Origin of the sequence: Alistipes ihumii AP11 (assembly GCF_025144665.1) — a bacterium.
GTDB classification, from domain to species: domain Bacteria; phylum Bacteroidota; class Bacteroidia; order Bacteroidales; family Rikenellaceae; genus Alistipes_A; species Alistipes_A ihumii.
This window is the reverse complement of record NZ_CP102294.1, coordinates 532,068-544,889: the sequence shown is the minus strand read 5'-3', so window position 1 is coordinate 544,889 and position 12,822 is coordinate 532,068. Positions and strand designations below refer to the sequence as shown.

Annotated in this window: 11 protein-coding genes; 5 read left to right on the top strand and 6 right to left on the bottom strand. The window is 58.2% G+C overall.

Features of this window, described 5'->3' with window-relative positions:
• Nucleotides 1-78: 78 nt before the first annotated feature.
• A complete protein-coding gene (locus tag NQ491_RS02220) occupies nucleotides 79-594 on the top strand; it encodes an NfeD family protein (RefSeq protein ID WP_019244975.1) in 516 nt (171 codons plus the stop codon).
• Nucleotides 595-647: 53 nt separating this feature from the next.
• The gene (gene floA, locus NQ491_RS02215; protein WP_019244976.1) at nucleotides 648-1,613 is read left to right on the top strand and encodes a flotillin-like protein FloA; all 966 of its coding nucleotides are present in this window, start codon (nucleotides 648-650) and stop codon (nucleotides 1,611-1,613) included.
• Between the two features lie 316 nt (nucleotides 1,614-1,929).
• Here floA and NQ491_RS02210 read toward each other — a convergent pair whose 3' ends face one another.
• The gene (locus NQ491_RS02210; RefSeq protein WP_026089502.1) at nucleotides 1,930-2,604 is read right to left on the bottom strand and encodes a DUF2461 domain-containing protein; all 675 of its coding nucleotides are present in this window, start codon (nucleotides 2,602-2,604) and stop codon (nucleotides 1,930-1,932) included.
• A gap of 205 nt (nucleotides 2,605-2,809) precedes the next feature.
• Here NQ491_RS02210 and ung point away from each other — a divergent pair, with 205 nt between their 5' ends.
• Together ung and NQ491_RS02200 are read left to right on the top strand one after the other, a co-directional pair.
• A complete protein-coding gene (gene ung, locus NQ491_RS02205) occupies nucleotides 2,810-3,472 on the top strand; it encodes a uracil-DNA glycosylase (protein WP_019244979.1) in 663 nt (220 codons plus the stop codon).
• 185 nt (nucleotides 3,473-3,657) lie between these two features.
• Nucleotides 3,658-4,008 (top strand): CGGC domain-containing protein, encoded by a 351-nt coding sequence (locus NQ491_RS02200; RefSeq protein WP_019244980.1) that lies wholly within the window; start codon nucleotides 3,658-3,660, stop codon nucleotides 4,006-4,008.
• A 144-nt stretch (nucleotides 4,009-4,152) separates the two neighbouring features.
• Here NQ491_RS02200 and guaA read toward each other — a convergent pair whose 3' ends face one another.
• The 4 genes from guaA to NQ491_RS02180 all read right to left on the bottom strand — a co-directional run bounded on the left by guaA (nucleotide 4,153) and on the right by NQ491_RS02180 (nucleotide 10,956).
• Entirely contained in the window at nucleotides 4,153-5,682 is a 1,530-nt protein-coding gene (guaA, locus tag NQ491_RS02195; RefSeq protein ID WP_019244981.1) for a glutamine-hydrolyzing GMP synthase, read from the bottom strand.
• Nucleotides 5,683-5,733: 51 nt separating this feature from the next.
• The gene (pheT, locus tag NQ491_RS02190) at nucleotides 5,734-8,196 is read right to left on the bottom strand and encodes a phenylalanine--tRNA ligase subunit beta (protein WP_019244982.1); all 2,463 of its coding nucleotides are present in this window, start codon (nucleotides 8,194-8,196) and stop codon (nucleotides 5,734-5,736) included.
• 283 nt (nucleotides 8,197-8,479) lie between these two features.
• Nucleotides 8,480-9,652, bottom strand: coding sequence for a diaminopimelate decarboxylase (lysA, locus tag NQ491_RS02185; protein WP_019244983.1), 1,173 nt, complete (start codon nucleotides 9,650-9,652; stop codon nucleotides 8,480-8,482).
• A gap of 2 nt (nucleotides 9,653-9,654) precedes the next feature.
• Nucleotides 9,655-10,956, bottom strand: a complete 1,302-nt coding sequence (locus tag NQ491_RS02180) for an aspartate kinase (protein ID WP_026089503.1) — start codon at nucleotides 10,954-10,956, stop codon at nucleotides 9,655-9,657.
• Between the two features lie 223 nt (nucleotides 10,957-11,179).
• On the opposite strand from NQ491_RS02180, the gene NQ491_RS02175 reads away from it, so the two are divergent.
• Nucleotides 11,180-11,848, top strand: coding sequence for an aspartate kinase (locus tag NQ491_RS02175; protein WP_026089504.1), 669 nt, complete (start codon nucleotides 11,180-11,182; stop codon nucleotides 11,846-11,848).
• 38 nt (nucleotides 11,849-11,886) lie between these two features.
• On the opposite strand, the gene NQ491_RS02170 is transcribed toward NQ491_RS02175, so the two are convergent.
• Complete coding sequence (locus NQ491_RS02170) at nucleotides 11,887-12,762, bottom strand: UbiA-like polyprenyltransferase (protein WP_019244986.1); 876 nt, start codon at nucleotides 12,760-12,762, stop codon at nucleotides 11,887-11,889.
• Nucleotides 12,763-12,822 lie beyond the last annotated feature (60 nt).

Sequence of the window (12,822 nt, the reverse complement as noted above, 5' to 3'; positions counted from 1 at the left end):
ATTGTTTTTCCCGAAAAATAGACTATCTTGTTGAAAATTCCGGCATTTACTGTCGGGACGCAAAATGCATTTCGATCTATGTGGCTGATTATAACGCTAATCATTGTCGGCATACTGTTGCTGGTGGCCGAGTTGGTCCTGCTGCCGGGCATTAGCGTGGCAGGCATCGGGGCCTTTCTGTCGTTGGCCGTAGCTGCCGTGTACGGCTTTTTCCTGTATGGGATTCTGGGGGGCTCGGTCGTTTTGGCCGCAATTATCATTGTGGCGGTGGCTGCCGTAGTGATTTCTCTGCGTGCCAATACGTGGCAGCGGCTGTCGCTCAAGTCGACGATCGATGCGACGTCTACCCCTACTGCAGAGCAGAACGACATTCGGATCGGCCAGCGCGGGGAGACTCTGACGCGCTTGGCCCCGATGGGCAAGGTGCGGGTCGGGGACGTTACCGTCGAGGCCAAGTCGGTGGACGCCTATATCGATCCCCGGCAGGCCATCGAGGTGATCGGGTATGACAATACGGCGGTGGTCGTCCGCCGGGTTGCGGTGCAGGAAAGAGCGGAGGAGCGACCCGAAGCCTTTCCCGGGAAGAACTCCTAAGGGAGTCTTGTCCGGTTGTGTGAATTGTATTGAACTTTTAATAAATAGATTGTATGGAACTGGGAATTTGGATTGTCGTGGCCTTCGTGGCGCTCGTGCTGCTGTGGTTCATTCTTTACTTTATCCCGATCGGCCTGTGGTTTTCCGCGTTGGTATCGGGCGTGCGGATCAGCCTGATTCAGTTGGTGCTGATGCGTTTCCGCAAGGTCCCCCCCTCGGTGATCGTCAACCAGCTGATCGCGGGAACGAAAGCGGGGCTGCACCTGACCGCGAACGATCTGGAAGCGCACTATCTGGCGGGCGGCAACGTCCCCAATGTGGTAACGGCACTTATTTCGGCCCAGAAAGCGAACATTGCGCTCGATTTCCGCATGGCGGCCGCGATCGATCTGGCCGGCCGTAACGTGGCCGAAGCGGTCCAGATGTCGGTCAATCCGAAAGTGATCAATACGCCTCCCGTGGCTGCCGTGGCCAAGGACGGTATCCAGCTGATCGCCAAGGCCCGCGTAACGGTTCGCGCCAATATCAAGCAATTGGTCGGAGGCGCGGGCGAAGATACCGTGCTGGCGCGTGTCGGCGAGGGAATCGTTTCGTCGATCGGCTCGTCGGATTCGCATAAGACCGTGCTCGAGAATCCCGACTTCATTTCGCGCGTGGTGCTCGAGAAGGGTTTGGATGCCGGTACGGCTTTCGAGATTCTGTCGATCGACATCGCCGACATCGACGTGGGCAAGAATATCGGCGCTTTCCTGCAAATGGATCAGGCCAATGCCGACAAGAACATCGCGCAGGCCAAGGCCGAGGAAAAGCGCGCGATGGCCGTCGCTCTGGAACAGGAGATGATCGCTAAGGCTCAGGAGGCGCGCGCCAGGGTGATCGAAGCGGAGGCGGAGATTCCGATGGCGATCGCCGAAGCTTTCCGCAACGGCAATCTGGGCGTTATGGATTATTACAAGTTTCAGAATATTCAGGCCGACACCCGGATGCGGGAAGGAATAGTCAAGCCTGAAAAGAAATAGTTTTTCGATCTGTCGTACAAAGCGTTCCGGAACCGTCGGCTCCGGAACGCTTTGTTTCTTCGCTCGTATGTCCGCGAAAACCGCTCTCATACATAAGCCGTTCTTTTTTCGGATGTCGGCAGTTTTGATCCGGTGCCGATCGCCACGTAAAAGCCGCTGCCTTGCTGTACGGCGTGGAGCATCGGAAACGGCCGATCGGATACGTGAACGGGTTTTTCGTTTTTCAAAGGGCCCTGCCTTCGTCCGGCGTTTTACCGGGAAGATACGGACCGCTCGGCACGGACGGCTCAGCGGGCTTTCCGGAGTCGGGATTCCCCTACCGGTTTTCGAAGGCATAGGCCGCGGCCCGGTTCAGTCGTTCGTTGAAATCGAAGGTTTTCTTGAAGTCGGCCACCGCCTTCCGCGCTAGGTCGGGCTGCAGCATGTAGTCTTCGTCGACGAATTTCTCGAGATAGAAATCCTTCAGCTTCAAATAGTCCGAATATGCGCCTTCCGCAGTGAATCCTGCGGGGAATTTCTTGAGCTTGTTGCCTTGGTACAGGCGGAATCCTCTGGCTCGCTTGACCGAGGCCTCGAACGCCGCTCCGTTGTCGAGTATTTCCTCCCGTATGCTTTCGAGCACGTCCCGGTCCGGCATATAGATTCCGGCCGACAGCAGATGGCCGCCCGGAGCGTCGCTCTGCGGCTCGACGTGGAAATAATAGCCCGCAAATCCCGACTTTTTGCCTCCCCGGCAAACGTATGCTCCCATGTGGGTCTTGTAAGGGGTCTTGTCGGCGCTGAAGCGTGTGTCGCGATAAATCCGGTAGGTACAATCTTTTGCGGCGAGCCCCTGCACGGAGGAATCGAATCGGGCGATGCCGGCGATCAGCTCCTCGACGAAGGCGGCGAATTGCGATTGCGCGTCACGGTACCACGACTTGTTGGCCTCGAACCAGGTCCGGTCGTTGTGGAGCCGCAGCTGTCTGAGAAATTCTATAACGTCTTGCATGGCGAACCTCGCGTTGTTTTTTACAAACATAGCGATTATTCGTCGGTTGTCATGAATGAAGCAGGGAAACGAGCGATTTTAGAAAAATACTGGGAGAAATTGCGGCAAGTTTTTATACTTTTATATATTCGTTTCACGCGCATTGCGGCGCCCGGATAGGCCGAAGGCTCAGGTTCCGCACAGTCGAAAAACATAGAACACAGATATGAATGTCAGGATAGAAGAAAGCTGGCGCCGCTGCCTGCAGCCCGAGTTCGACAGTCCCTATTTCGCCGAGCTGGCCGAGTTCGTACGGCACGAGTATGCGAGCTGCACGGTTTATCCTCCGGCGCGGCGAATATTCCATGCGTTCGACAGTTGCCCTTTCGACCGCGTCAGGGCGGTTATCATCGGGCAGGACCCCTATCACGAGCCCGGGCAGTATTACGGGCTGTGCTTCTCGGTGCTCGACGGCGTGCCGTTCCCGCCTTCGCTGGTCAACATATTCCGAGAGATCGAGAGCGATCTGGGCAAGCCGTTTCCCTCTTCGGGCCGATTGGAGCGCTGGGCCGATCAGGGTGTTCTGCTGATCAACGCGATTCTGACCGTGCGGGCTCATCAGGCCGGATCGCACCGAGGCCGCGGTTGGGAAAGGTTCACCGATGCTGTGATCCGGGAACTGAACGAGCGTAAGGAGCATCTCGTCTTTATGCTGTGGGGCGCCTACGCCCAGAAAAAGGGCGCGTTTATCGACCGTTCCCGTCATTGCGTGCTGACGGCACCCCACCCTTCGCCTCTGTCTGCCGACCGGGGATTTTTCGGCTGCCGGCACTTCAGCAGGGCGAACGCTTATCTGCGCGATCACGGAATCGCTGAAATCGATTGGTGACGGACAGAACGATCGTAGAGGCGGTCCGGTCTGCGAACGGAAGCGGGCGAGAGAGGCCCGACGGTTTATCTGTGTGCAGCGATTGGGCGAATCGTTCTGTCGATTTGGCTGGGCGGACGGGGGTGCATTGGCAGGGAGGGATGTTCGTTTGTCGTCATATTTCAAAATTTATAAAGTGAATCGATATGAAAGTTGGGATTATCCGGTGTATGCAGACGGAAGATTTTTGCCCGGGAACGACCGATTTCAAAATGATTAGAGAAAGAAAGGGTGTTTTCGAGGGAATAACCGAGGATATAGATATTGTCGGTTTTTGCAATTGCGGGGGATGCCCTGCGAAGAAATCGGTGTTACGGGCAAGGGAGCTTGTCCGGAGAGGCGCCGACACGATCGTTTTCGCTTCGTGCATTCAGAAAGGTACGCCGCTGGGTTATCCGTGTCCCTTTGCCAAGAAAATGAAAACTCTGATCGAACGCGACCTGCCCGAAGGTATCCGTTTTTTGGATTACACTCATGAGGCACCTCCGGAGATGTAGAGGTCTCTGCAGGTTTTCTTGCGTCGTCCATCGCCGAAGTCCTATGGGACGAGTGCGGTACAGCCGATGACCGTATAAAAGATTTCCCCTGCTCTCGACGAACAGGGGAAATCCGTGACGATCGTATCGTCGATCGGAGAAGCTTTACTCCCACTCGATCGTTGCGGGCGGTTTCGAGCTGATATCGTAGACGACGCGGTTGATTCCTTTCACGCGGTTGATGATGTCGTTGGACATTTTCGCGAGGAAATCGTAGGGCAGATGGACCCAGTCGGCCGTCATGCCGTCCGTCGAAGTGACGGCGCGCAGCGCGACGCAACTCTCGTAGGTCCGCTCGTCGCCCATCACGCCTACGGACTGGACCGGCAGCAGCATCACGCCTGCCTGCCATACCTGGTCGTACAGGCCGTATTCTTTCAGTCCGTCGATGAATATCTTGTCGGCTTCCTGCAGGATGCGCACCTTTTCGGCCGTCACTTCGCCCAGAATGCGGATGCCGAGCCCCGGGCCCGGGAACGGGTGGCGGTTCAGAATGTCGGAAGGTATCTCGAGCTGACGGCCTACACGGCGCACCTCGTCCTTGAAAAGCAGTCGGAGCGGCTCGACGATCTTCAGATTCATTTTTTCGGGCAGGCCTCCCACGTTATGGTGCGACTTGATCGTGGCCGACGGACCGTTGACGGACGTCGACTCGATCACGTCGGGATAGATCGTCCCCTGAGCGAGCCAGCGCACGTCGGTCAGCTTCTGCGCCTCGGCGTCGAATACCTCGATGAAGTCCCGCCCGATGATCTTGCGTTTGCGCTCGGGATCGGTCACTCCTTTCAGGTCGGAGAGGAACTTTTCGCCGGCGCGGACGCCGATCACGTTCAGCCCCATCGACTCGTACGATTTGAGTACGTTCTCGAACTCGTCCTTGCGGAGCAGTCCCATATCGACGAAAATGCAGATCAGTTGCCGGCCGACGGCCCGATGCAGCAGCATGGCCGCTACCGACGAGTCGACTCCCCCGGACAACCCGAGCAGCACTTTGTCCGGCCCGATCTTTTCGCGCAGTTCGGCGACGGTCGATTCGACGAACGAGGCGGGAGTCCAGTCCTGACGGCAGCCGCAGATGTCGACGACAAAATGCTTCAGCAACTGCTTGCCCTCGGTCGAGTGGTACACTTCCGGATGGAACTGGATGCCCCATGTCTGCTCTCCGTCGATCTGGAACGCGGCGACCGGCACGTCCTCCGTGCTGGCGATGATCCGGTAGCTTTCCGGAATCCGGACGATCGTATCCCCGTGCGACATCCATACCTGCGTCCGCTCGGAAAGGTCCCTGATCAGCGGATTGTCGCCTTCCGTTTTCGACAGCATGGCCCGTCCGTATTCCCTCGTCGCCGAGGGAGCGACCTCGCCTCCGTAGCAATGCGAGAGGTACTGGGCTCCGTAGCAGACGCCCAACAGCGGTAGCTTGCCCTTGATCGCTGACAGATCGACGCGCGGGGCCTCCTTGTCGCGGACCGAATAGGGGCTTCCGGACAGGATGACGCCTCGTACCGATGCGTCCAGCGCCGGAATGCGGTTGAAAGGGTGGATTTCGCAATATACGTTCAACTCGCGCACGCGGCGGGCGATCAACTGCGTGTACTGCGATCCGAAGTCCAGAATCAGTATTTTTTCCTGCATATTCTCTCGTTTAAGTTTTTTCGGTTCGATTGCGCTCTTTCCGCCGGGAGTTTACGAGCGGATTTCGGCTCCGGCATGCTGCTCGAAAGCGCGGATCAGATTGCTCATCGCGCGGTCGATCGCCGAGTCGGTCAGCGTCTTGGTCGTGTCTTCGAGGATGAAGCTCAGCGCGTAGGATTTCTTGCCTTCGGGCAGCTTGTCGCCTTCGTACACGTCGAACAGCGAGACGCTGCGGAGCAGCTTTTTCTCCGTGCTCCGGGCGATGGAGTACAGCCGGGAGAAGGTTACCTCCTTGTCCACGAGCAGGGCCAGGTCGCGACGGACCTCGGGATATTTCGACAGTTCCGAGACCGTGACCGAGTGGTTCCGCGTGATCCTGACCAGCGTGTCGAAGTCGAGTTCCGCATAGTATACGTCGGCCTTGATGTCGAACAGGCTGCGAATCTTTTTCGACACGATGCCCATTTCGAGAAGTTTCTTTCCGTTCCAGCGGCAGACGATCGCTTCCGAGTAAAGGTCGCTTTCGAGCGGTTCGGTCTCGGCCGCATTCAGGTCCAGTCCGAAACGGAGCATCGCCTTTTCCGCCATGGCCCGCAGCGTGAAGAAGCCGGCGGGCTGCGCGGCGACGTTCCACGAGGGCTGACGGTCGTTTCCCGTGACGGTCATCGACACCTTGGCCCGCTCGGAGTACGGAGCCAGTCCCCCTTCCTCCTTTTTGGCCGGGTCGTAAAAGTAGCAGTTTCCGTATTCGTACAGCTTCAGGTCCGCGTTGCGGTGGTTCACGTTCAGCTGGACGGCTTCCAGCGCGTTGAACAGCAGCGTCTGACGCATGACGCTCAGGTCGTTGCTCAACGGATTCAGTATCCGTACGCAATGCTCGGCCGGATAGCCGGCCAATCCGTCGTAATAGGACGCCTTGGTCAGCGAGTTGCTCATGATCTCGTTGAAACCGTTGGCGGTCAGCATGTCCGACAGCAGGTTGACGAGCCGGTCGCGGTCGGGATGCGGAGCGTACGACAGCGTCGAGTGGACGCGTTGCGGAATCTCTACGTTATTGTAGCCGTATATGCGCAGAATGTCCTCGACCAGGTCGGCCTCGCGCCGCACGTCTACCCGGTAAGGCGGTACGGCGACGCTCAGTATGCCGTCGCGCTCGCTTTCGATCCGCACGTCGAGCGCGACGACGATCCGCCGGATCGTCTCGTCGGGAATCTCCTTGCCGATCAGTCTGCGCACCCGGTCGAGCGATACGTCGAACCGGAACGGCTCGATACGGACGGGATAGAGATCCGTGACCGGAGACGAAATCTCTCCCCCTGCCAGCTCCTTGACCAGCAAGGCCGCGCGCATCAGCGCGTAGGGCGTCATGTCGGGATCGATCCCGCGCTCGAAGCGGAACGAGGAATCGGTGCTCAGCCCGTGGCGCTTGGCCGTTTTACGAACCCAGACCGGGTTGAAATAGGCGCTTTCGATAAAGATGTCGGTCGTCGTTTCCGTGACGCCCGAGTCGAGCCCGCCGAACACGCCGGCTATGCACATCGGCTCGCGGGCGTTGCAGATCATCAGGTCGTCGGCCGAAAGTTTGCGCTCGATCCCGTCCAGCGTCGTGAAAGGGGTTCCTTCGGGACAGGTCCGCACGACGATGCGGCCGCCCTCGATTTTCGCCGCGTCGAACGCGTGCAGGGGCTGTCCCGTTTCGTGCAGAACGAAGTTAGTGATGTCGACCACGTTGTTTTTCGGATTCATTCCGATCGCGCGCAGCCGTCGCTGGAGCCATTCGGGCGAGGGAGCCACCTTCACGCCGGTTATCGTGACGCCCATGTATCGCGGCGCGGCTTCGGCATTCTGCACTTCGACGGTTATTTCTTTCCGGTCGCTGTCCTGTGCGAAGGCTTCCACCGGCGGAAGCTTCAGCTTGCAGGGCAGGCCGTTGGCTTTTAAATAAACGGCCAAATCGCGCGCTACGCCGTAGTGCGACATCGCGTCGGCACGGTTCGGCGTCAGGCCGATCTCGAGCAGGTAGTCGTCTTCCAGTTGGAAATAGTCGCGGGCAGGCGTACCGGCCGGCACGTCCTGCGGCAGCACGATAATTCCGTCGTGGGCCGTGCCGACGCCTATTTCGTCCTCGGCGCAGAGCATGCCCAGCGACTCGACGCCGCGTATCTTGCTTTTCTTGATTTTGAATCCGTTCTGCTCTCCCGTGGGATAAAGCGTCGAATTGATCGTCGCGACGATCACTTTCTCTCCGGCGGCCACGTTCGGGGCGCCGCAGACGATCTGAGTCGGCGTGCCGTCGCCCAGATCGACCGTCGTGACATGCAGCTTATCGGCATCGGGATGCTTCTCGCATGTAAGTACGTGGCCGACGACCACTCCTGCGAGTCCTCCCCGGATCGATTCCGTCTTTTCGAGTGCCTCGACTTCCAGCCCGATGTCGGTCAGAATTCGGGCGGCCTGCTCGGCGTCGAGGTCGGTTTCGATATACTGTTTGAGCCAGTTGAATGATATTTTCATAGCGCTTGATGTTTTTTTGCTCCGTTCCGGTCGCGCGCGTCGTGCGTACAAGGCCGATTGCGGGCGCTGTCGCCGGTTGAAATGTGGCGAAAGTTACGAAAAGTTTGTCAAGTAGCCAACTTCTGGCGCGTTGATTCGCGGCGGGGCGGATTTCATGCGGGACGGGAATACGAAAAGGGGGGAAGATCAACTTCCCCCCCCCCCCTTCGTATTTTACAAGACTTCGGTCGGATATAGGTTTGCGGGCCTCAGTCCGGGGCGAGATTGCATGCCCGGCGGACGGTCATTGCCGTCCGGTCGGAAGCGCGTCGCTGTATACGGCTCCGGGCAGGTCGCGCAGATTGTAGCGCGAAGCCATGGCCATGCCGTAGGCTCCTGCCGTCCGGATCGCCAGCAGATCGCCCCGGGAGGTTTCGGGCAGCTCGATGCCTGTGGCGAACGTGTCGGAAGACTCGCAGATCGGACCGACTACGGTATAGGTGCGCGGCTTGCCCGAGGAGGTCAGATTTTCGATCCGGTGGCGGGCTCCGTACAGGGCCGGGCGGATCAGGTCGGTCATACCGGCGTCCACGATGACGACTTGGGTTCTTGCGGCGGTCGTCTTGCCGTATAATGCGCGCGTCACCAAATCGCCGCATTGTCCGACCAGCGAGCGGCCGAGCTCGAAATGGACGGTTTGTCCCGGCTCGGTTTCGAGGCGGCGGTTGAAGACGGCGAAGTAGGCAGCGAAGTCGGGTATCGGTTCCCGGTCGGGGTTTTCGTAGTCGACGGCCAAACCACCTCCCATGTTCAGGTGGCGCAGGACGATTCCGCGCTCGCGGAACCAGGAGCGGATCGCGTTGACCCGTTCGCACAGGTGCTCGAACACTTCCATGCATCCGATTTGCGATCCGACGTGAAAGTGCAGACCGACGATTTCCAGATGGCTCAGTCGCTTCAACGAGGCGATCACGCGGTCGATCTCGGTGTACGAGATGCCGAATTTGTTATCGGCTTTGCCGGTCGATATGTACCGGTGCGTCATCGGGTCGACGTCGGGATTGATGCGCAGCGCGACGCGAGCTCTGCGTCCCATTCGCTCCGCGACGGCGTTGATCGCTTCCATTTCGGCGGCCGATTCGCAGTTGAACGAGAAGATATCCTGTCCGAGCGCGTATTCGATTTCGCGGTCGGTTTTCCCGACGCCGGCGAAAACGATCCCTTCGGCCGGAAAGCCCGCCTCGATCGCCGCGCGGACCTCGTTCCCGCTGACGCAGTCGGCTCCGAGTCCCGCTTGTCGTATCGTTTCGACGATGCGGGGATCGAAGTTGGCCTTCAGCGCGTAATGTATCCGATAGCCGTAGCGCGAAGCTTCGCTCACGGCCGTCGCGAGCGTACTGCGCAGCAGATCCATGTCGTAGAAGTAGAACGGCGTGGGCAACTCCTGCAGTCGTCCGATATATTTGCGTGCTCCCATATTCAGAACAGTCCGTCGTTAAGGCATTGCAATGTCCGTTTTTTGTGCTCCGTGTCGATCAGTATGGCCAGGCTGCGGTGGCTGGCTCCGTAGGAAATCATCTTGATCGGAACGCCGCGCACGCACTCGAAGACACGGGCGGCCAGACCCGCGTCGCCGTGTTCCATGCGTCCCACGACGCAAACGATCGAGTTGCCGCGCTCGATTTCGATCGAACCCAGCGCGCTCAGGTCGCGAACGATCTCGTCGATGTGGCTGTCGTTGTCGACGGTCAGCGAGACGGCGACTTCCGACGTGGTGATCATGTCGATCGGAGTTCGGTATTGCTCGAAAATTTCGAACACCTTGCGCAGAAAACCGTATGCCATCAGCATGCGCGCCGAGTGGATGCGGATGACCGTGATGCCGTCTTTGGCCGCGACGGCGTGGAACGACTTCGTGTCGTCGTCGCGGTTCGATATCGTCGTGCCGGGAGCCTCGGGGTCCATCGTGTTCTTAAGCAGCACGGCTATCCCGTGATCCTTGCAGGGTTGAATCGTGGCCGGATGCAGGATTTTCGCACCGAAATAAGCCAGCTCGGCCGCCTCGTCGAAACTCATCGTCCGGATCGGACGGGTGTTGTCGACGAAACGGGGATCGTTGTTGTGCATGCCGTCGATGTCGGTCCATATCTGTACCTCGGCCGCCTCGACAGCCGCTCCCATCAGCGCCGCGCTGTAATCGCTCCCCCCTCTGCCGAGATTGTCGATCCGGCCCTGCGAGTCGGAACAAATGAAACCCTGAGCGACGAAAAACGTGCTGTCGTCACCGGCGACGCGGGCCAGTGCCCGGCCGATGCGTTCCGTGTCGACCTTTTCTCCGGGATCCTTGACCATGAAGTCGGGCGAGTACAGGCATTCGGCCTTCAGTCCGGTTTCCTGCAGGTAGGCCGTGAAAATGGCCGAAGTCAGCAACTCGCCCTGTGCTATGATTTTCCGTTCGGACTCATATTCCTCGAAGGCGGCCGCTTCGTCGCGTATCAACCCGAAAGTTGCGTTCATTCGCGCGAGCGCTTGCTGCTTGCGTTCCCTGAGCAGTTCTTCTATGCAGCGCGTGTATTTGTCGGTCAGCATGGCGAGCTGTTCCTCGATGGCGTTCCGATCTCCGGATGCCGCCGCCCGACTGATTCTGACCAGCGAGTCGGTCGTCCCGGACATGGCCGACAGTATCGTGATACGAGCCTGCTCGCGGCGGACGATCTCGGCTACTTTTTTCATGTTTGCGGCCGAACCTACCGACGTCCCGCCGAACTTCAACACCTTAATCATATAAATTCGATCATGAAGTTGTAAAATCAAACAATACTTTTACTTTTGCACAAAAGTATGCTAAATTGTTTGTTTTTGTCCGATATTTTCATTTTTTTTGCAACAAGTTGCACTGGCGTCGAATTTTGCACATGGCGGTGCCGGACATTTTTAATGGCGGTCTCTCTGCCGGCACGTCGGCCGATGAATCGTTAAACCGTATTATATATTACATACCGATATGCTTACAATACCGAACGCGGTGGAGGAGGTCATTAAGAAAAAGCCTTTTCTCGAAGGTGCTCTCGTGGAAGGGCTGATCAATCTTTCGGCGTTGGCACGACAGCTCAAGCCCGAAATCGAAAAGAAGGTGGGCAAGGAGGTCAACGACAGCGCTGTCATTATGGCGCTCAACCGGCTGGTTCCCCGGCTCGAGCTGATGTCGGCGATGAAGTTCAAGAAAGTCGTCGAGAATATAGGCGACATCATCGTCCGGTCGAATTTGGCCGACTATGCCTTCGTGAATTCTCCCACGCTGTACGAGAGGCAGGCCATGCTGCTGGACCGCGTGCGCACGATGAAGGACGTATTTTGTACCTTTTCACAGGGGATATACGAGACGACGCTGGTCGTCAGCAGTACGATCGTCGGGCTGGTCGACGAGATTTTCGCCGATGAGAACAATATCGCCAAAACGGTCGATCTGTCGTCCATTACCGTCAAACTACCCGCCGAGAATACGATCTGTCCGGGCGTCTACTATTACATTTTCAAGGAATTGGCGTGGGATAACATCAATATCACCGAGGTCATCAGCACGACCAACGAATTTACCGTCGTTATCAGCGACAGCGACATTCACCGCGCTTTCACGATTCTGATGGAGGCCAAGCGTCAGGTGAGCATTTAGTTGTCCGAGCGCCCTTTCATTGGCGCAGAACCCCTGCTCTACCGGTACCGAACGAGCAGGTCGGCTATGGCGAAAGCTGCGTAGCATACGCTTGCCAGTCCGTTCATGGTGCCGAACGAGAGACCGATCCGCGACAGGTTCCGAGGCGTGAAGCGCATGTGCTGATAAGTCAGCAGACCGACGAACAGGGCGGCTCCGACCCAATACAGTCCGCCAGCGTCGTAGTAGGTTCCCGCTACGACGACGGCATAGACGCTTATCATATGGAGTGCGATGCTGATCGCGATACCGCCCCGGACTCCCCAGCGAGCCGGCACGGAATGCAGTCCGTGCTCGCGATCGAATTCCACGTCCTGCAATGCATAAACGATGTCGAAACCGCCGCACCATGTGATAACCAGCCCGCAGAGCAGGATCGGGAACACGGCCAACTGTCCCGTTACGGCGACATAGGCCCCGATCGGAGCGATTCCGAGCGCCACGCCCAGAACGATATGGCACCAGGCCGTAAAGCGCTTGGTCAGGCTGTACCCCGTGAGAACCAGCAGGGCGACGGGCGACAGAGCGAGAGCCAGCGGATTGATCCACCATGCTACCAGAACGAACAGCACGGCGTTCAGCACGACGAACCACAACGCGTTGCGCGCGGAGATCGTACCCGAAGGAATCTCGCGGCCGCTCGTGCGCGGGTTCTGCGCGTCGATCTGCCGGTCGGCCCAACGGTTGAATCCCATAGCCGTGTTGCGTGCCAGCACCATGGCCGAAAGCACCTTGACCAGCACCGGCCACTCGAACGGCAGACCGTTGGACTGCAGCGCGTACACGTATCCGACCAATGCGAAAGGAAGCGCGAATATCGTATGGGAAAACTTGACGAGCGACGCGTAGCGCGAGACGGTTGCGAGACAATTCATGGGAACGGCGTTTTTTACGAATTCGCAAAATTAACTAACTTTGCGTACGAATAAAAGGAA